The following is an 18,891-nucleotide window of genomic DNA, read 5'->3' on the forward strand; positions in this document are numbered from 1 at the left end:
AAGGACTCCCTTACGAGTTACGCATAATGATGGATTCCAGCATATTTGCAACATCCTCGCATGAATCCGTTGTCGTTTCAAGGCGTTCGTACAATTCTTTGCGTTTAATCAGTTCAATAGGGTCAGTTACAGTTGCAAACAGGTTTTTAATGCAAATACGCAACAATTCATCCCCCTGATTTTCCAAATCATTCAGGCGAATAGTGTATTCACGAATGGCCAGCAATTTTTTCTGTGAAAGCAAATGCACAGCTTTCTGAATTTCGTAAGCTGATTGACGCAAAATATCAGCGAACTGCACAATATACTCGTCCGGCTCCGTAATATTGTACATATAAAAACGAGAAGCCGTCGCTTCAAGACCGTCCAACACATCATCCATGGTTGTTGTCAGTTCCATGATGTCGTCGCGTTCCAACGGCGTAATGAAGGTCTTGTTCAGCTCAGTAATAATCGTGTGTGTGTAATCATCACACTTATTTTCATACTTCTTCATTTCATTTGTAAACAAAGTTACATCCTGAAGATTTGAAGTATGTTGGGCAAAATAATCGGCTGCTTGCACGATCGTATCTGCCATATTTTCCAACGTCTCGAAGAATATATCCTTTTTCTTCAATCTCATAACGATTACCCCTTTACGAAAATATCCGCAACCTGTTTCGACTGCAATAGACAACCTTTGCTATCTTATCACACTCATCAATGTTTTTGTAATGTTTGTAAAAGCAAATTTAATGATATACGTATACATTGCCCGACATGGAAGGTCATTATCCGACATTTTTTCCCTAAAAAGGTGTATTTCGTTTTCTAATTTGCTTCTATGGTTACATGTTCCTTTAGTGAAGTATCTGCAGGTACCACATGTATATAGGATGTACCTGGTGTTAACGGGATTTCAACCCCATTTTTCATAAAACGAATCGCATCACCTGGTGTATGTTGCCACTCAGCCTGTATTAACCGTCCTTGTTGAAACACCATGGCCTCTCCGCTACCGTCCAACTCAACACTTAATCTGCCTACATCATCCAACGTTCGATGTCTAGCGCTCATCACAATGACATTGGCTGCTGAGAGCTGTTGGTTATTATTTTGATCCACATGTGACTTTTCGTTCACAAAACGCTTATATTGTTGATCCGCTGGATCATAGGTATAAGATACCCGATAGCTTTTAAGCAAAAACCGGATTTGTAAAGATGCTGCAGTCTCGTCCACCATAACTGGGGTTTCACCGGATTTGAGGTAAGAATATACTGGAACGTCCGTCTGCTTGGCATACCCTTTACTATCGCTTCCTTTGCGCAGTCTGTTCACGTCTGTGTATAAATTATGTGGAGGACGACGATCTTTGCTTCGCCAGAAGTAAGCCCCTCCATTTGAAATCTCATCCAGATGTTCCTTCCGCTGCTGCTGTAAAATCGCATAGGCATCTGTGCTTCCCCCTGCGTGTATCGGCAACGCACCATAGGTTTCGCCCAGCTCAATCAAATATGGTCGAATGCTACGGACCGGTCCGATCTTTACATCTCCGCCATGACTTTGGAAAAAAGCGACCAGACGGGTAATCCCACCTTCTGCAAGAACTTCATATACCATGTCTGCCTGGCTAAGTCCTGCCTGTGGACGTGCAGCCGGAGCATTGTTGATCATGACAGCGAGCGGTCGCTCCAAAACTGGCTGCTCCACCGGAAGACCGGTGAGCGGAGCTGTAAATGCCGGAATAGACTGCTCCTTCCGCGGTTCAAGTGCCTCCTTCTCTGTTTCTTGCTTGGTCAGTTGGGGAACGGATTCAGATTCACCCGTATTGGACATAGCAGAACAAGACATCAGCGTCATGCATAACAGAGCTGAGGCCATCACACGCAACCAATGATTTCGTTGGGAAATGGGCCCGGACAAGTTCATCCCTCCACTTAGTTATTTTTCTCATTATAAGCTTTATTTCCTGTTTTTGTCTTGATTGAAGCATGACCAATCTATAGAATACTTATCTGAAGACATTAAAATTTAAAAAATATTTAGACTTTGTGATTTTTATCACAAATAACTGTAACTGAACCTACTACAATAAAGGTGTAGCAAAGATGATCATCCCCAACAAAATGAAATACAACCAACATTATAGATTAAGAAAGAGGAGTGGTTTGAATGTTTAACAGCTGGTTACGTGAGAACAAAGTCGCAATGTGGTTGCTGACTGTAGTACGGGTTTATCTAGGGTATGAATGGATGACCCACGGACTTGAAAAGCTGACAGGTGGATTCGATGCAGGCGGATTTATCTCGGGGGCCATTGCTAAAACAGGTGGAGACCATCCCGCTGTACAAGGCTGGTGGGGATCGTTCCTGGAAGCCTTTGCCCTGCCGAATGTAGGTTTGTTCAACGTCCTGATCCCATTGGGTGAGTTCTTGGTAGGGGTTGGCCTGCTTCTCGGTACATTGACTACACTGGCTGCTTTGATGGCTATGGTTATGAACTTCTCGTTCCTGTTCTCGGGTACAGTAAGCACCAATGCAATTTACCTGCTGTTTGAAATCTTCCTTGTAGTTGCTGGTGCAAATGCCGGAAGAATTGGCTTTGACCGTTGGGTACTGCCCTTCCTGCGTGGACTGTTTCGTAAAAATAAAGATACCTTTCCAGCGGACCCTAGCCGAAAAATAGCTTAAACATCCCAAAATAACCGTTATCCTCCGGGGTAATGGTTATTTTTTTTGTGCTGTTATGCTCACAAGAGGTCTTTCAGCTCCTTCTAACTCGGACTCTTTTATCGGATTCATCATCCCCTCCAAACGTTTACAAGTTGGATACAACATGGAATGCTCACGATACATTTACCCTATACACTACAGTTACATCAAAGAACGTAATGGAGGGTTATATCATGAAAAAAATTACCAAAGCCTATCTCATGCTCGCAGCCGTAACTTTCACAGTGCAAACTATGGGATTGGGATATACGACATCAGCCAAAGCGGCGACGTCTACTATGACATCTCAGGCAGAAAGTGTACAACATATCTCCAAGACCTTCGAGCAGCTACTACGCCAACCCGGCAAGCTACCTCAGGCATTCACTTATTTGCAAAAGCATATTCAATCCATTCCAGCCTCTCAAGCTACCATCATGGTGCTTCATCTGGAAAATGCACAGAACCAGCAATTGGATTCCTATGCAAAGACCTTATACCCGGCCTCTGTTCAAACCAAAATAAATCAAATCTATAAACCCGGTGATTCGTTCACAAATGTAATCATCCGTTCAAGCGATGTGAACCTGAAAAAGTTGCTAACTCAAACAAGAGATGCCGGCTACAAACTTGAAACTGCAGAAGGCATGTACTACCCAGTCATCAACTATGAAAAATATAAAGTCTTCGGGAAGCACACCACGACAGATATCCGCAGCTATATTGACATCATGGCGATGGAATCCGGACAGGCGGCTACCAAGGATGCCGCGCTCCGTATCGGCTATCAACAGTTAGCCGGACGAGTGCTGGCACAGGAGGCATTTTTAAACCAATATCCTCATTCCAACCGTACACAAGCTATAAAAAAATTGCACGATCTGTACTTCTTCTATACTTTCTATGGCACGAACAATACGCCATTATTCGATTATGATACCGGAAAGATTCATCCGAATGCCAAAAAAGGGTATCAATTCGTCGTTCAACGTAATATGGATTCGAAGAGTACCTACATTCAAAAGCTGAAAGCATTTATGACACTATTGGATCAAAATGGAGATCAGCGTACTACGCAGGTATCCACTTGGCTAAAAAAGAACGTGCCTTCTAATTAATCAAAGACGCAAAATACACAAAAGAACTTCCATTCCCACACACCATGTGGATTCGGAAGTTCTTTTTTTACATTTACGTATCACTTTCTTGACCAAAAGCCCAACAATTGAGACTCAACGAGCCAAGGACATACGATTGAAAAAGCTTATGCGCAGAGCGCTCATGATCCGCAGCCCCCATCGCATAAAACAAAGGTGAAAAATGCTCTATTCCATAAGAAGGTACCGCCTGTTTGGCATATGGAGCCTTTTTGTCATATTGGAATAGGTGGCGCAAATTCCAGTCTTGAAGCTGCTGTGCAATCCAGTCATCATATTGAACGGCCCAATCGGCTGGCTCACTCGTCTGCTTGAGTGTCCGCAAGTTGTGGACCAATCCGCCGCTACCGATAATCAAAATCCCTTGTTCTCGCAAAGGCGCCAGCATCCGTCCAATCTCGTATTGCTCCTGGGGAGCGCGCCGAGAATCAATGGATAAGGGTACGACCGGTATGTCCGCATCAGGATATATATGCCGCAAAACCACCCATGCTCCATGATCCAGTCCTCGGTTCCGAACCGGCTGGTGGAACAGGTTATGCTGACTGAACAGATGCTCTATCTCCTCATACAGCTTCGGATCGCCTGGTGCAGGGTAATCGATTGAGTACATTTCTTCGGGAAAGCCATAGAAATCGTGCAACGCTGCATGCTGATCATCCGCGCCAATACATTGATCGGGGCTATCCCAATGCGCTGAAAAAATGACAATTCCTTTGGGTCGGGGCAGGCTCGCGCCCAGCTTTGCAAGAAAGCTGGTATATGCGTTATTTTCTACAGCCAGTGTCGGTGAACCATGCGCAACAAAAATTGAGGGTAATGTCATCGCTGCCAACCTCCACACGCCAGTATAGTGTTACTCTTCCATTTTACTCCGGCGGAGGCGCAATTTCCAATACAATCCGTTACACACTGAAATCAGATCATCCAGTGCTGCCAATCCCGTTGAATATTTTCCTGTTCATCCAGCCATTCAAGTGTCCGATCAATGAGCCGTTGCCGCTCTTTACCTGACGAGAAAGTGTGATCCCCCTGGAAAATAATCTCTTTATCACAGCGTCCCTCTGGACGCATCCAGAATATCTTTTGAAACAGAAATGCATAATCCACAGGAATAATATCATCCGAGGTGCCATGAACAACGAGCACATCTCCGTTAAATTTAACGGCCTCCTGGAACGGCTGAAATTGAGCTAACGACTCAAAATAAGCAGGCGTAAATTTATAGCCCAAATAGTCGGCATGACCGGATTTAACAGACTCATCGTACACGCTTCGCTCCGTAATTTTGACGATGTCGTTGAATGGATAGCCCACTGCTGACCAAAGAACCAGATTTTGTACTCTCTTATCCCGTACGGCTGTGAGAAGGGCAACTGCGCCCCCCAGACTGTGACCGATCAGCGTCACCTTGGTCGGGTCAATGTCCGCGCAATTGACGGCGTAATCCAACACGGTACGTGTCTGATTAATCATGGATTCGAGCCCCTGCTTGCCGTATTCACCTGTGCTTTCCCCACAACCGGCAAAATCAAAGCGCAGGACAAAGTATCCCCCTTCGGCCAGTTCACGCGCAGTCTTGACGAATAATCGATCTACTCCGATACGATTGCCCACAAAACCGTGACATATAACAACGAGGGGAACTCGTCTCTGACGCTCTCCCTCATTTGTACGGTTTGGATAATGAATTGTTGCGGCCAGCTCTTCATGTTCAAAGCGAATTCCAATTTGCCGTTCCATCCTGATTCCCCCTGTTTCAAGCTTCACTACACATTTATGAATTCAAGCTCATATAGTAACGTGGAATATCCATCCAGGATATTCATTCACTTTAATTCCGATAAGTTTAATAAGTTTTATAGTAAAGTCAGTCTATCATCGCCCTGCTTCCTTGTCAACCTGTCAGTTCACATCGTTAAAAAAGTAAACAAATAGCGCTCCCCGGTGCGATTCCGGAGAACGCTATACTACACTTATTAGAGTGAATCCACTACATTAAAGTAGACATTCGTTATTCGTAGCTGTTCCTAAACATTTGGTGGGTCTCCGTTCGTCCCTCCCACTCCAGCTTACAAGAGGCGCCGTTATGTTCATCCTCATGCCACAGGCTGCGGTAGTTCTGTGCACCTAGTTCACCTGCAAATTCTGTATCCTCAGCCACTTCAATATCGTCCAGTATACGGTAGGTTGGAGAAGTTCCTTGAACACTCCGGTGACTCACATTTGTAGACGAGGCCACCCCGCTATTCCTGTTCGAAGCGTTTGCTAATCGTTTTTGGACTGAATAATCTGCCTGGTTCTCCAGTTTCATGATGCCACACCCTCTTAACGTTTATATTCAGGTTGCTCTATGTGCTCACCCTGTATCCAGTTTGAGGAGAATGCAGCGGTAATATACATTTTATAGATAAAGTCTTTTGCCATCCGACGCTTCCTCACGTATACTGTCTTTGTTACGAAATGGCGGTTCCATCAGCTCGGGATACGCTCATAAAGCAGGAGGAAGAAATGAATAAAGCAAAAAATTATACGCTTATTGCATGGATTGCCTTGTCTATGTTTTTTTTGACACAGGCAATTATCGGATGGTTTGTCACCTTTACAGGTGGGGATATCAAACCCTTTGAAAAAATCAGCCTATCCACCCTTATCATCATCGCCGCAGGAGCCATTCTACTCGTTGAAGCCCTGATGAATTTTATGGACCGTCCCGAAGAAGGCGAGGAGACACAACAGCCAGACCATGCCCCTGTAAAGCCCCAGATGAATCTCAAATCCATCTTGATGTATGTTGTGTTAGTTGTCGTGATTCTTGTCGCCGGACTGGCGCTGCGCAGTGTACTGCCGGTATTCAGGATCTCACCTTGGGTAAATTTAATTCTCGCCGCCATCGGCTTTATTGGACTCAAACCGATTTTTCTGCGTAAAAAGCGTTCATAGCCCGCAATTCTCATTATATGGAGCTGCCTCATTTTGGATCATAGCAGCTCCTTTTCATTTCGATCAGGCAACCGACTTACAGCTTGAGCGTGCGCCAAAAAGCCGTATTCCTGGCCTGCAAGAAGCTGCATGGGGGAATACGGCTTGATATACTTTAAAACTTATTTGGAAAATAGTTGTTCTGCATTATCCAGAGCAATTTTATGTCCCATCGCGGAATAGTCCAGCCAAGGCTGTCCGTCCAACATGTAGACATGCCCTTGCTTCACCGCTTTGAGACCTTGCCATACTGTATTTCCTTCCAGCTGTTTGTATACCTTTTGGGCATCCGCGCCTTTACTGATGATAACAAGGATCGCATCGGCATCATAATCCGGTAAAACCTCTTGGGAAACAACTTGATAAGCCTTGTTGATCTTTTCTACACCCTTGGCTGGCTTCAAGCCCAAGTCCTGATACAACAGCGGTCCTACGGGACGCTTCATCCCCATAACACGAACCTCTTTCGCAGTCACACGTACAGCCATAACCGTTCCGTCCCCAATTTTTGAATGAATCAGCTTTTTGACTCGTTCCTTCTGTGTATCATAATCTTTTAGAAATGCGTCTGCCTGTGCTTCATGTTTGACCATAACGGCTATTTTTTTCAATTGATCCTTCCATGTGCCTTCATCCAGATCAAAAACTTCGGTCGGCGCAATTTTTTCAAACTTGGCCACATCGGTTCCCGAATATTTTTTGTCCAAAAAAATATGATCAGGTTGAAGTTCCAATACCGCTTCCATATCCGGGTCTGTGACAACACCTAGCTTACGGGTACTTTGAAGACGATCTTTTACATGGGGCAGAAAATCCTTCACATCTCCACCAATGACCGAACCAGCCGGAGTAATGCCCAATGCCAGCAGGTTGTTCGTCAAATGAATAGACATCGAAGCAATACGTGAATCCGCACTAATGGTTGTCTGCGCACTGCCAGCCGCTTTCGTATCTGTAGCCTGTTTGTCGGCTGCTTGTCCGCAAGCGGACAGCATGATCATGCATACAACAAGAGTTGTGACTACCCATGAACGTTTAAAATCTGAACCCTCAAATTTGTGCTTTCTCATGATTACTCTCTCCTATGCTACAGAAACTCTACATTATAATGATCAATATAGAAGGCTTCTGCTTAGTTATTAATTTCAGCGGGTTGCATCATTTGCATCATATGATTTCACATGTACCTATTCCTTCTGTCATTTTGTTCGGGACAACAGGAATAAAAAGTACGGAGCTCCTACCACAGCAACCACCACACCTGCGGGAATCGCATTCGGCTGAAACACCGAACGCCCAATCGTGTCTGCGGTGACCAGAATAACGACCCCGACCAAACAGGCTACTGGCAGCAAATGCTGGTACATCGGCCCAACCAGACGGCGAGCCAGATGAGGCGCAATCAGCCCAATAAAACCGATGCCTCCAGCCATGGATACGCTGGCACTGGATAGAGCCACGGCTGCGCCCAGCAGTAATAGACGCTGGCGCTTCACATTTGTGCCGATTCCAGCTGCGGTCTCGTCGCCCAACGACAGATTGTTCAGACTGCGCGTCTGCGACAGAACGTAGGGTAATACAATGACTATCCAAGGCAACAAAGCCGCTGCGTGTATCCAATCCCGGCCCCAAACGCTGCCAGCCAACCAACGTGCAGTAAATGCGTACGTATCCTCATCCAGCCGCAACGACCAATACAGCGTTATGGCGCTAAGACCCGAGGCTACACCGATGCCGGACAAAATCAGACGCACCGGCACGATTCCTCTGCTGCGGTTATAGGACAACAAAACAATTAGCACCGCCGCAATGACACCTCCTGCAAAGGTAAACAAGGGGATCAGAACGGCGGCCGATCCGTCCAGGTCGCGAAAAAAGCTAACGAACATCACCAGTCCCAACGCAGCCCCCGCATGAAGACCGAGCACTCCCGGATCAGCAAGTGCGTTCCGTGACAAGCCTTGCATGACCGCCCCGGCTGCGCCTAGTCCCGCTCCAGCTAGCACCGTTACAACAATACGAGGCAGACGATACTCGAACAGAACGATATGATCACGTCCGTTGGCACCGCCAAACAACGTATCCAGCACGCGTAGCGGTGGAATACGAATCGTTCCGGTATTCAAACCCAAAACAAGGACAGCAAAGCTGATCCCCGCCAATACCAAACAAACGAGCCAAGCCTTTTTCGTTCTTGTGTCCCCAATCCCTAAAGAGCGACTCACTATAAATCCCTCCTTTCCTTACGGGCGAGAAAGAGGAAAAAGGGTACTCCGATAAAAGACACCATAATCCCAATAGCTAGCTCCTCTGGCGGATTTGCCATTCTCGCTCCCAAATCTGCCAGCACCAGTAATACGGCTCCCAATAACGCAGACAGCGGCACGATCTGGCGATAATCCACACCGATTAGCTTGCGAGCAATATGTGGGATAACCAAACCTACAAAGCCGATGGCTCCGGCAGCCGATACAGATAGGCCGGCCAGTACCACTACAGTCAGCAGACCCAAAAGCCGGATACGCCTGAGATTCAACCCAAGGTTTAACGCCACCTCATCGCCCATCGAAATCAGCGAAATGGAACGTGCCAGCCCCATAGACCAGACGATCACAATAAGCAAAATCGGTGCAAGAATCTCAAGCTGCGACCATTTAATCCCGGCTACACCACCCGCATACCAGAAGGCTAAATCCTGACTTAGATCAAAATAAATCGCAATCCCCGAAGTCATGGAACCTAACAAGGCAGCCGTGACAGCTCCAGACACCGTCAATCTCATAGGTGTCAATCCTCCCGGTGCAGATGCTCCCAGACCAAATACTAGTAAGGTACTCATCAGCGCCCCTAGGAACGACAATACTATTAACGCCCCATAAGGTAGATTGGGGAAAAAGGCAAAACTCACTGCAACCACAAACATCGCTCCTGCGTTAATGCCCAGCACACCTGTATCTCCCAGCGGGTTGCGTGTAATACCCTGAATCAGAGAGCCTGCCACCGCCAGCGCAGCTCCAATAACAGCTGCACCGAGTACACGCGGTAATCTCAGCTCGTGAATGATCTGATGTGTCATTAGCGAACGATCATAGTGAAATACTGCCGACCACACGGTGCTTACGGTCAAGTGCTTGGCTCCAAAAGAAATGGCGGCGAATATGGCCAAAGCCAACAATACAGCCGAAGCTGTGAACAACAACGCCTGCCGAATCCTACCCGCTCGAAGCACTGGAGGTGCTGTTATGACTACTTTAGGAACTTCCCTCTCTGTCAGATCTGTATGTTTGTCCATGCTGTCTTTGGACTGCATTTGGTGAGGTCACTCCCTCCATACCTGAAAATCATCACGTCTCTTATAACGATAATGATAATTATTATCAACTTGATACATAATAGCATGTTTCTATGACATTGCAAGCCAAAAACTGTTCCCCCTTAGGAGGAACAGTTTTTGAATATATCTATATGATTTTACTGCACAAATGACTCCAAACGGTCCTCTCTTTAGTACGTAGGCCAGCCTGCCGAATCCCATTTCAAATCACTAATCAGAAGCTTTGGATTTCCACCATCAGTGGCATCATAGGCATGACGTGCAATCACACTGTTGTTATAGACAGATTGTCCACCCGGTCCCTTCCAACGGTCATTCCCTGCATCCAGTATCGTTCCACCGCCATCCATCAGGCTTTTGCCGCTCTTGTCCACATACGGTCCGGTAATACTAGTAGAGCGACCGTAAATAATCTTATAATTACTGTCTACGCCTTTGCAGCAGTTATCAATGGAAGCAAACAGATAATAATAGCCGTCGCGGTATGTAACATGTGGCGCTTCCAAACCACCAGCCGTACGCTTGGCGATAGAATAGATCTGGCCCGTAGGCTTCATCGTATTCTTGTCCAATCGAGTCACTTTCAAGCCTGAATTCCATGAACCAAAGGAAAGCCAAGGGTTACCGGAAGCGTCAATGACGAGATTTGGGTCAATAGCATTATAATCGTTAGCATCCGTCGTACGCAGCACTAGTCCATCATCTCTCCAGCTCCCCGCGCCAATGCTCGTTGCGGAAGCTAGTCCGATAGCCGAGGTCCGGGCACCAAAAGTAGAAATGGAATAGTACAGCCATACCCGTCCATTATACTTTTGAGCATCCGGTGCCCATACATCGTTAGTCTTTTGCTTAGGTACATACGATTTCCACCATGATGGCGGTGACAGGAATATTTGCGGCAATCTGTAAAAATTGCGTCCGTCATCCGATCTTTGAACCTGTATCCCCTGCCCTGTGGAGAAAATATACCATGCGTTGCCTTCCTTCGTAATGGACGGATCATGCACTGCCACATCGCCAGTTAACGCCCAATGCTCTGCGGATGCAGATGGCATCACTGACAGCATTAAAGCAGCCGAGGTTACGGCAGCAAACGCCGTTCGGGTCAATTTACTCTGTACTGATTTTTTCCATGCCTTCAACATTCTTTCGCACCTCCGAATGAGTATCTTATAATGAAATTCAGGTGACACACCTATTACATTAGTGTTTATACTTATGAAGTTACCCATATATTAACCTATCAACTTCAGTTTTGTAAACGCTTTATTTCAAATAAAAAGAAATTCATAAACTACGCATAACACTATACATACGAGGATTTTGCAAAATCCTGATACAAAAAAGGAGCCCGTAGGCTCCTTTTCAAATTAACATATTAAATAGATTTTCGTTTTTGTTCAGTTCCGTATATTTAAGCCCCTTGCGGTTCATTCGTTCAATTAAAGGAAGATAGTCATCCTTGTGGAACAGCTCAATGCCGACCAGAGCTGGTCCATTTTCCTTATCATTCTTTTTCGTATATTCAAACCTAGTAATATCGTCGTCTGGTCCAAGCACATCCTGTAGAAACTCACGCAGTGCCCCAGCTCTTTGCGGGAAATTCACCATAAAATAATGCTTCAGTCCTTCGTAAATGAGGGACCGTTCCTTAATCTCCTGCATACGATCTATATCGTTGTTACCACCGCTGACGATACAGACCACCGTTTTGCCTTGAATCTGCTCGCGATACAGATCAAGTGCTGCAACAGGCAGTGAGCCCGCAGGCTCCACAACAATCGCATTTTCATTATACAGCTCCAGAATCGCGGTACATGCTTTACCTTCCGGTACCTTCACAATATCGTCCAAGGTATGCTTACAAATATCGTATGTCAGCTGACCCACACGCTTCACTGCAGCTCCGTCAACAAACTTGTCTATTTGATCCAGTGTAACCACCTTGTGCACACGCATCGCTTCCGTCATCGACGCCGCGCCGAGGGGTTCCACGCCAATTACCTTGGTGGACGGACTCACGGTTTTAACATACGTACCTACGCCTGCCGCCAAACCGCCGCCGCCAATCGTTACGAACACATAGTCCATAGGTGTATCTAGGCTCTCCATCACTTCCATCGCAATCGTACCATTGCCCGCAATAATTTTCGGCTGATCGAACGGATGGATGAAGGTCATTGCCTGCTCGCTGCACACCTTCATTGCCTCGTCATAGGCATCATCAAACGTGTCTCCGGTCAGAATGACCTCTACACTGTTACCGCCAAAGCGACGAACCTGCTTCACCTTCTGATTAGGCGTTGTACTCGGCATAAATATTTTACCGCGGATACCAAGTGCATTACATGAAAAAGCCACACCTTGCGCATGATTCCCCGCACTCGCACACACGATTCCTTTTTCCATTTGCTCAGGGGTCAAGCTACGGATCATGTTGTAAGCTCCACGGATTTTAAAGGACCGCACGACTTGGAGATCCTCTCTTTTCAGATACACATTACAGTTATATTTGGCCGATAGGACGGCATCCCTCTGTAAAGGTGTACGTACAATCACCTCACGCAGCATATGATGCGCCCGTACAATATCCTCCATGCCAACGGTTGACGCCATGGTCGGGTCAGTTTTCTGGGTTTCTGTTGGTTCCATAGGTTCTCCACGCTCCGCCTGAATATTTCTGTATTTGAGCATTTTGCATAAATCCCAAGAGCGATTTCAAATCAGCAATATACAGATCGAAACGGTTTAGTTCGTCTATATATTGTACTATTGAGCGTTAGGAATCGAATTATGCAAAGTACTGTATTTGAAATCTTTCAAATATCATACCACGTTTACCCATAGCTTGTGCAGATGATAGTCATGAAAATGAGAATGAAAATCAATCGAATCTAAAAAAAGGCAGACCGGGACAATGCCCGATCAGCCTTTTCTGACGTTGCACATTTCTTGTATTCCATTGCTCTATTTAATACCTTTCCGATTACCCTTTTACTCCACCTGCCGTCATTCCTTCAATAAAATAACGCTGGAAGAACAGGAACACGACGAGAATCGGTAAAATAGCCAAAACGGATCCCGCGATCAGCACATCATAATTGTTGCCATACGGCGTCAGCAGACTGGACAAACCAATCGGTAGTGTCAGCATGTCATTGGTACGCAATACAATCATCGGCCACAGGAAGTTATTCCAACTGTTCATCGCCTGCAAAATAGCCATTGCCGCAAATGCTGGCGCCATCAGAGGCATCATAATCCGTACGAAAATGCCATATTCTGAACAGCCGTCAACCCGCGCAGCATCCATGAAGTCCTTGGGAACACCACTCAAATATTGACGGAAGAAAAAGATCGGGATCGGCGCGACGACGAAGGGTAGAATTACGCCCCATACTGTATTAATCAGCTTCATGCCAATCATTAGCTTGTAGAGCGGCAGCATGATAATTTCTACCGGGATCATCATCACGACCAGCACCAGTGTGAAAATCACATTTTTCAATCTAAAACGGTACATCTCCAGACCGTAGCCTACCATCGCGGACAATATCAGACATAACACCGTAAACAAGACGGTAATAACAATACTGTTCCAGTACCATTGAAAATAATCCGTCGTCCCCTGAAAGATGAACGCATAGTTTTTCAAGGACATGATGCCCCACTCCAGCTTAAGATTCAAGCCGTAGCGCAGCAGCTCCGTCGATGGCTTGAACGAGGCAAGCGTCACGGCAAATAGCGGAAACAGGGCAAACCCGGCAAACAGAATGAACAGGACAACGAGCAATGCGGATAACGAGCCTTTTTGTTTCTGAGCCATCGCTTAATCCTCCTTCCGGAACATGCCGAAAAATTTGAGCTGGATCAGGTTCAGCACGAGTGTAAATACAAGCAATACAATGCCTACCGCAGCTCCAAAGCCCATACTGTTCTGCTCCAGACCTTGGCGATAGAGATAGCCAACAATCGTTAAACCAATATCGTTCGGGGAGTTATTTCCGTTCCACAGCATGTAGCTCTCCGTGAACATGGATAACCCCGCATAAATGCTAATCGTAAATACGTAGATCGTCACTGGTTTCAGCATAGGAATCGTAATCCGCCAAAATGAATCGAAACGACTGGCTCCATCAATCTGCGCAGCCTCATACAACTCGGGAGGAATGTTCTGGAGTCCCGACATGTAATACAGCATGTTCACGCCTAACCATCTCCACAAGGCCAGCACGATCAACGCTAAAAAGCCGGTGTTCGCGTTCATTAGCCATTTGTAAGGCTCCAGACCGAATACCCCCAACAGGGAGTTCATCAGCGAACCATCCAATTCCCCGAACATGAGGCGGAAGATCGTTCCTGCTACCACCACTGAGGTTAGTGCAGGGATAAACATCACGGAGCGAAACAACCCTCTGCCCGGCATTTTAGGCGAATTCAGCAATACCGCCAATACCAGCGGCAGAGGAATCAGCACGACCAGGGTAAGGAGCGTGTACAGGACGCTATTCAATATCGCCTTTCCAAACGTAGGATTGATTAAGTCCTTATAATTTTCCAGTCCAACATAAGTTGTTATCCCTGGCAGGACTTCCTGAAAGCTCATAATGACCGTCGATATGACCGGATAGGCAAAAAATAACGCAAAGGACAGTAAAAATGGAAGGACAAACACATACGGTGCCGTACGGCTGGAATGAATAAAGCGACTCCATCGGCTTCTGGTCGGACGCTGAGGCTGTGGCGGCTGACCTGTCGGTACATTAGCGTTCGTATGAACGGGCGTTGCCATGAATCTCACTCCCTTTCCTGTTGGGGTCTATCTCAGTTCATCTGCCAGCTCATGTAGCACCGTGGCTGGATCTTCGCCATTCTGTAGTGTCCGATAAAGTATTTTATTGCGCACAGCACTGGCGATATCAGGCGTTTTCGGACCGATATGCACCGCATTGATTTCATCTTTGACTTCGATGAGCGTGTCAAAAATATTCGTTCCGAAATACTCCGTAAATTTATTCTTGGCTTTGGCTTCCGGCATGGTCCACACTTCACTACGGATGGGATCAAAACCAAGCTGCTTCCAGATCTCCACATTCCCTTGCTTGGATAGCTTGGCAAAGGCCAGAAAGCGCATCGCCAGATCCTGGTGCTCTGATTGGTTCGTGACTACTGTTCCGGTTCCACCCATACCCGCTGAGCGAAAACCACCTTTTTCCCACGCTGGCATGGGTCTGATGATAATTTTACCTTTTAGGTCAGGCATGTAATCCGTAAAACGTCCCATATACCACATCGGCATCCATACCGAAGCGGCCCCACCTTTGTTCATAAATCCGTAGTATTCCTCCATGTGATGCCCGCCGCCCGGTGCGGGAATAGCGATTTTGTCTTTTATCATCTGTTGAAGAAACTCGAGTGTTTTAATATTGGTTTCGTTATCCAACGTCAACTCTCCCTTGTCATCCAGAAAATCTGAATTTTGCTGGGAGATCATCGGCCAATAGCTCCATAGGTCATTCGTTTCTAAGGTCGCCATGGGCTTGCCTGTTTTCGCCAGTACTTGCTTGCCTGCAGCAGCATAGTCTGCCCAGGTGACGATGGAATCCGGGTTTACCCCCGCCTGATCCATAATCTCTTTATTGTAATACATCACTTCGGCCCCAACGTGGAAGTCAATGCCGTAATATTTACCGTCTTTGCCGTAAATCTGTACTCTGGAAGGCACAATGTTATTGATCTCGGGGTCAATCACCGGATTGAGCGGGACCAGCTGCGGTATGCCTTTGAGGAAATTACCAATCTTGTTCACCTCGATATCCGCGATATCCGGCGCTCCCACCCCCGATTGCAGCGCAATCGACAGCTTACTGTGATGGTTATCATAAGGAAATGTATTCGCTTTCAAATTAATCAATTCATCAGGGTGCTGTTGGTTCCATTGGTCAGCCATTTGCAGAAAAAACTTCTCATGCAGTTCATTGAACGTCCATAATACAAGTTCTGTTCCCGGCCCATCCTTTTCATCGGTCTTGAAAGAACAGCCTTGCAGCAGTCCAGCCATCAAAACCACCGCCATAAGCATCAAAGCCATGCGTTTTCTTCGCAGCAGCATATCCTTCCCCCTTCGCATGATGAAATCCTAATTCGTAAATGATTGCGCTTTCTTTTATTATTTAACATCAACACAAATTAGTTTACAACAACATTATTTATAAAATATTTATTTTCAACGCAGATTAGCGTCTCCTTTGCATTATAGGGGGAAAATGAATTGAATGAGGCTATGATGATTTTTGCATAAAAAAGAGGCCCCACTCGAATTGAAACTCGAAGTTGGGCCTCGCTTTTTTAACTACTCTTGGGAATGGGCTGCTTCGTCCTTCACTTCTTCCCGAAATGATCTAATACTTTCTTTACGACGATTATTTTTTTCTTCGATCTGCTTACGCTCCTCGTTGCTGATTTCAGAGGAAAATTCGTTTAGATATCCTTCAGCTTCATGCAGGTTCTGCTGTGTGTTCTGAATACTTTGTTGCAAATGTTCAACATTATCGGCTCGATTATCTGGTTTTGCCATTCGTTTGTCGCCTCCTAATAATGGGGTCGCTCAGTAGAGCGCTAATCCGTAGCTTGATCGCTATCGGAGCATTTTATGCATTAAAATGCTCCCCAAACCACTTTCCTGCGGCTACGGCTTCAGTCCGAGTCAATTGATGACCATTTCGTTCCCAATATGCTTCCACCTGCGCTCCGGCCCCTTCCAATAATGCTTGCAGCTCCTGAGATTCCGAAATTGGAACAATGGGGTCATTCTCACCGGAAGACAAAAATACAGGGATACCATTCAAAGCGGGCAAATCCAGCCCACGCAACGGCACCATTGCATGGTGTAAAATAGCTCCACGTAACGCTTTTGCATCGTGAAAGAGCATGCTGGCGGCTATGTTTGCACCATTGGAGTAGCCAAGAGCCACCACGTTATTACGATCAAAATCGTATTGCTCTGCTGCTGTGTCCACAAATTCGCTCAGTTCTTTGGTGCGAAATACGAGATCCTCAATGTCGAACACTCCTTCTGCCAAACGGCGAAAGAAACGTGGCATCCCATTTTCCAGCACATTTCCTCTCACGCCTAACACAGAAGCTCCCGGTGCTACCATCTCGGCCAAAGGTATCAGGTCTTGTTCGTTCCCGCCTGTACCATGCAACAGCAAAATAACCGGGGCTTGCGGATGATTTCCTTTACGAAATACGTGTTTCATTTATATTTCCTCCTCATTTTTTCTTTAAATTAAGATTCTTATTTTTAGTATAAATTAATTATAGCCAACTTCGCTGCCTTTTACAAACCTAATTAGTCTGATCTACATCTTTTTCTAAAACCTGAACCTAAAAAAGGAACCTCCCAATCCACGTAAACGTAGAATTAGGAGGTTCTTTGTACATTTAATCTTAATATTAGAACAGCAGCTTATCGGGATGCGTGCCTACACGCTCATCAAGATGAAGACCATTGATTCGTTCAATATCCTCAGCCGTCAATTCAAAGTCGAATAAATCAGCATTTTCGCGAATACGATGCGCGGTTACAGATTTGGGAATCGTCACAATCCCCCGATCCAGATGCCAACGCAAAATAACCTGCGAAGAGGTTTTACCGTATTTGGCAGCAATCTCAACGATGTCCGCTTGCTCGGTTAATTTCCCCTTCATCAGTGGACTCCACGATTCAAGCTGAATCTGGTGCTCCCGGCAGTATTGATGCAGCTCTTGTTGAGTCAGACGAGGGTGAAGCTCCACTTGGTTGATGACAGGAACCATATTGCTGTCTTTGAGGAGGTCTTCGAGATGGTGAACTTGGAAGTTACTAACTCCGATAGCGCGTACGCTTCCTTCTTCATACAGTCGTTCGAATGCCTTCCAGGTTTCCTTGTACTTATCCTTGCCAGGCCAATGAATGAGATACAGATCAATGATATCCAGACCCAGCCGCTTACGGCTTTCCTCAAAGGCACGCAGTGTTGAATCGTAGCCTTGATCCTGATTCCATAGCTTGGTGGTTACAAACAGGTTTTCTCTAGCCGCTCCACTATCACGAATGGCTTGTCCAACCAGTTCCTCGTTGCCGTAGATCGCCGCTGTATCAATGTGACGGTAACCGACCTCAATAGCTGTTTTGACCGCTTCGTAGACCTCATTGCCTTCCGCCTTGTAAGTACCGAAACCAAGCCAAGGCATCTGAACTCCGTTATTCAGTACAGTTGTATCCGCAATGTTCCCCATGTCTATTCCTCCTGTTCCTGATTATGAATTATCCAACGGGATGATTACAGTTTAGTTGCATCCTGAAAAGCATTCACTTGAAGCGGAGCAGCCAACAATTCTTTAGCCGCGGCAACAAATGCCTGGAAATGGGCAGAATTATTATGGAAATCTACAGCAGCAGCATCTTTCCACTCTTCAACCATCGTAAATGCGTTGGGATCATTCAGATCCTGCATTAACGTGTAACGTACATTGCCTTCTTCAGCTTGGGATGCGCTGATCAGCCCTTGGGTTTGTTGCAGAAAAGTCTCTCTTTTTTCAGGTAAAACTTTCATATCGGCATGAATAATAATCATATTATGTTCCTCCTCGTATTATGTAACTATTTCTATTATAGACCATTCTTTCGACAGAATAAAAGTGCGGGCGTTTCTGTAATACAGTAAAATAGATCGT

The 18,891-nt window shown here is 46.0% G+C and carries 20 protein-coding genes; 3 read left to right on the forward strand and 17 right to left on the reverse strand.

Annotated features, from left to right (window positions below):
- Positions 1 to 10: 10 nt before the first annotated feature.
- Positions 11 to 625, reverse strand: a complete 615-nt coding sequence (locus NSS66_RS25575) for a DUF47 domain-containing protein (protein WP_007428879.1) — start codon at positions 623 to 625, stop codon at positions 11 to 13.
- Positions 626 to 813: 188 nt separating this feature from the next.
- Positions 814 to 1,908 (reverse strand): DUF3048 domain-containing protein, encoded by a 1,095-nt coding sequence (locus tag NSS66_RS25580; RefSeq protein WP_340960056.1) that lies wholly within the window; start codon positions 1,906 to 1,908, stop codon positions 814 to 816.
- Positions 1,909 to 2,157: 249 nt separating this feature from the next.
- Here NSS66_RS25580 and NSS66_RS25585 point away from each other — a divergent pair, with 249 nt between their 5' ends.
- Entirely contained in the window at positions 2,158 to 2,676 is a 519-nt protein-coding gene (locus NSS66_RS25585; RefSeq protein ID WP_023987083.1) for a DoxX family membrane protein, read from the forward strand.
- 215 nt (positions 2,677 to 2,891) lie between these two features.
- Complete coding sequence (locus NSS66_RS25590) at positions 2,892 to 3,815, forward strand: hypothetical protein (RefSeq protein WP_279835266.1); 924 nt, start codon at positions 2,892 to 2,894, stop codon at positions 3,813 to 3,815.
- Positions 3,816 to 3,888: 73 nt separating this feature from the next.
- Here the strand turns inward: NSS66_RS25590 and NSS66_RS25595 are convergent, their stop codons facing one another.
- From NSS66_RS25595 to NSS66_RS25605, 3 genes are all read right to left on the reverse strand, one after another.
- Complete coding sequence (locus NSS66_RS25595) at positions 3,889 to 4,680, reverse strand: dioxygenase family protein (protein ID WP_023987081.1); 792 nt, start codon at positions 4,678 to 4,680, stop codon at positions 3,889 to 3,891.
- Positions 4,681 to 4,772: 92 nt separating this feature from the next.
- Positions 4,773 to 5,597 (reverse strand): alpha/beta hydrolase family protein, encoded by an 825-nt coding sequence (locus tag NSS66_RS25600; protein ID WP_279835267.1) that lies wholly within the window; start codon positions 5,595 to 5,597, stop codon positions 4,773 to 4,775.
- A gap of 271 nt (positions 5,598 to 5,868) precedes the next feature.
- Positions 5,869 to 6,168 (reverse strand): hypothetical protein, encoded by a 300-nt coding sequence (locus tag NSS66_RS25605; RefSeq protein WP_023987079.1) that lies wholly within the window; start codon positions 6,166 to 6,168, stop codon positions 5,869 to 5,871.
- Between the two features lie 197 nt (positions 6,169 to 6,365).
- Between NSS66_RS25605 and NSS66_RS25610 the strand changes: the two genes are divergently transcribed.
- The gene (locus NSS66_RS25610) at positions 6,366 to 6,797 is read left to right on the forward strand and encodes a hypothetical protein (protein WP_013308831.1); all 432 of its coding nucleotides are present in this window, start codon (positions 6,366 to 6,368) and stop codon (positions 6,795 to 6,797) included.
- Between the two features lie 161 nt (positions 6,798 to 6,958).
- Here NSS66_RS25610 and NSS66_RS25615 read toward each other — a convergent pair whose 3' ends face one another.
- The 12 genes from NSS66_RS25615 to NSS66_RS25670 form a co-directional block, all read right to left on the reverse strand.
- Complete coding sequence (locus NSS66_RS25615; RefSeq protein ID WP_069080218.1) at positions 6,959 to 7,906, reverse strand: ABC transporter substrate-binding protein; 948 nt, start codon at positions 7,904 to 7,906, stop codon at positions 6,959 to 6,961.
- Between the two features lie 129 nt (positions 7,907 to 8,035).
- Positions 8,036 to 9,061: a FecCD family ABC transporter permease gene (locus tag NSS66_RS25620; RefSeq protein WP_340960060.1), complete on the reverse strand. Its 1,026-nt coding sequence runs from the start codon at positions 9,059 to 9,061 to the stop codon at positions 8,036 to 8,038.
- Positions 9,061 to 10,146 carry a FecCD family ABC transporter permease gene (locus NSS66_RS25625; RefSeq protein ID WP_340960062.1) on the reverse strand — a complete coding sequence of 362 codons (1,086 nt, stop codon included), beginning with the start codon at positions 10,144 to 10,146 and terminating at the stop codon, positions 9,061 to 9,063. The genes NSS66_RS25620 and NSS66_RS25625 overlap by 1 nt, the downstream gene beginning before the upstream one ends.
- Positions 10,147 to 10,340: 194 nt before the next feature.
- Entirely contained in the window at positions 10,341 to 11,315 is a 975-nt protein-coding gene (locus NSS66_RS25630) for a glycoside hydrolase family 43 protein (protein ID WP_023987074.1), read from the reverse strand.
- 220 nt (positions 11,316 to 11,535) lie between these two features.
- The gene (gene ilvA, locus NSS66_RS25635; RefSeq protein ID WP_340960065.1) at positions 11,536 to 12,822 is read right to left on the reverse strand and encodes a threonine ammonia-lyase IlvA; all 1,287 of its coding nucleotides are present in this window, start codon (positions 12,820 to 12,822) and stop codon (positions 11,536 to 11,538) included.
- 334 nt (positions 12,823 to 13,156) lie between these two features.
- Positions 13,157 to 13,996, reverse strand: coding sequence for a carbohydrate ABC transporter permease (locus NSS66_RS25640; protein ID WP_023987072.1), 840 nt, complete (start codon positions 13,994 to 13,996; stop codon positions 13,157 to 13,159).
- Between the two features lie 3 nt (positions 13,997 to 13,999).
- Positions 14,000 to 14,962: a carbohydrate ABC transporter permease gene (locus NSS66_RS25645; protein ID WP_023987071.1), complete on the reverse strand. Its 963-nt coding sequence runs from the start codon at positions 14,960 to 14,962 to the stop codon at positions 14,000 to 14,002.
- Between the two features lie 27 nt (positions 14,963 to 14,989).
- Positions 14,990 to 16,282 carry an ABC transporter substrate-binding protein gene (locus NSS66_RS25650; protein WP_023987070.1) on the reverse strand — a complete coding sequence of 431 codons (1,293 nt, stop codon included), beginning with the start codon at positions 16,280 to 16,282 and terminating at the stop codon, positions 14,990 to 14,992.
- Between the two features lie 240 nt (positions 16,283 to 16,522).
- Complete coding sequence (gene tlp / locus NSS66_RS25655; protein ID WP_013308822.1) at positions 16,523 to 16,747, reverse strand: small acid-soluble spore protein Tlp; 225 nt, start codon at positions 16,745 to 16,747, stop codon at positions 16,523 to 16,525.
- Positions 16,748 to 16,820: 73 nt separating this feature from the next.
- Positions 16,821 to 17,432 carry an alpha/beta hydrolase gene (locus NSS66_RS25660; protein ID WP_028541995.1) on the reverse strand — a complete coding sequence of 204 codons (612 nt, stop codon included), beginning with the start codon at positions 17,430 to 17,432 and terminating at the stop codon, positions 16,821 to 16,823.
- Between the two features lie 196 nt (positions 17,433 to 17,628).
- The gene (locus tag NSS66_RS25665; RefSeq protein WP_023987067.1) at positions 17,629 to 18,453 is read right to left on the reverse strand and encodes an aldo/keto reductase; all 825 of its coding nucleotides are present in this window, start codon (positions 18,451 to 18,453) and stop codon (positions 17,629 to 17,631) included.
- A 44-nt stretch (positions 18,454 to 18,497) separates the two neighbouring features.
- A complete protein-coding gene (locus tag NSS66_RS25670; RefSeq protein WP_013308817.1) occupies positions 18,498 to 18,791 on the reverse strand; it encodes a putative quinol monooxygenase in 294 nt (97 codons plus the stop codon).
- Positions 18,792 to 18,891: the final 100 nt, after the last annotated feature.

The sequence above is a fragment of the Paenibacillus sp. FSL R10-2748 genome (assembly GCF_038005565.1).
GTDB classification, from domain to species: Bacteria; Bacillota; Bacilli; order Paenibacillales; family Paenibacillaceae; genus Paenibacillus; species Paenibacillus polymyxa_B.

Coding starts and splice junctions, on each gene's coding strand:
- NSS66_RS25575 (WP_007428879.1), bottom strand. CDS start 625: ATGAGATTGAAGAAAAAGGATATATTCTTCGAGACGTTGGAAAATATG.
- NSS66_RS25585 (WP_023987083.1), top strand. CDS start 2,158: ATGTTTAACAGCTGGTTACGTGAGAACAAAGTCGCAATGTGGTTGCTG.
- NSS66_RS25590 (WP_279835266.1), top strand. CDS start 2,892: ATGAAAAAAATTACCAAAGCCTATCTCATGCTCGCAGCCGTAACTTTC.
- NSS66_RS25595 (WP_023987081.1), bottom strand. CDS start 4,680: ATGACATTACCCTCAATTTTTGTTGCGCATGGTTCACCGACACTGGCT.
- NSS66_RS25600 (WP_279835267.1), bottom strand. CDS start 5,597: ATGGAACGGCAAATTGGAATTCGCTTTGAACATGAAGAGCTGGCCGCA.
- NSS66_RS25605 (WP_023987079.1), bottom strand. CDS start 6,168: ATGAAACTGGAGAACCAGGCAGATTATTCAGTCCAAAAACGATTAGCA.
- NSS66_RS25610 (WP_013308831.1), top strand. CDS start 6,366: ATGAATAAAGCAAAAAATTATACGCTTATTGCATGGATTGCCTTGTCT.
- NSS66_RS25615 (WP_069080218.1), bottom strand. CDS start 7,906: ATGAGAAAGCACAAATTTGAGGGTTCAGATTTTAAACGTTCATGGGTA.
- NSS66_RS25625 (WP_340960062.1), bottom strand. CDS start 10,146: ATGCAGTCCAAAGACAGCATGGACAAACATACAGATCTGACAGAGAGG.
- NSS66_RS25630 (WP_023987074.1), bottom strand. CDS start 11,315: ATGTTGAAGGCATGGAAAAAATCAGTACAGAGTAAATTGACCCGAACG.
- ilvA (WP_340960065.1), bottom strand. CDS start 12,822: ATGGAACCAACAGAAACCCAGAAAACTGACCCGACCATGGCGTCAACC.
- NSS66_RS25640 (WP_023987072.1), bottom strand. CDS start 13,996: ATGGCTCAGAAACAAAAAGGCTCGTTATCCGCATTGCTCGTTGTCCTG.
- NSS66_RS25645 (WP_023987071.1), bottom strand. CDS start 14,962: ATGGCAACGCCCGTTCATACGAACGCTAATGTACCGACAGGTCAGCCG.
- NSS66_RS25650 (WP_023987070.1), bottom strand. CDS start 16,282: ATGCTGCTGCGAAGAAAACGCATGGCTTTGATGCTTATGGCGGTGGTT.
- tlp (WP_013308822.1), bottom strand. CDS start 16,747: ATGGCAAAACCAGATAATCGAGCCGATAATGTTGAACATTTGCAACAA.
- NSS66_RS25660 (WP_028541995.1), bottom strand. CDS start 17,432: ATGAAACACGTATTTCGTAAAGGAAATCATCCGCAAGCCCCGGTTATT.
- NSS66_RS25665 (WP_023987067.1), bottom strand. CDS start 18,453: ATGGGGAACATTGCGGATACAACTGTACTGAATAACGGAGTTCAGATG.
- NSS66_RS25670 (WP_013308817.1), bottom strand. CDS start 18,791: ATGATTATTATTCATGCCGATATGAAAGTTTTACCTGAAAAAAGAGAG.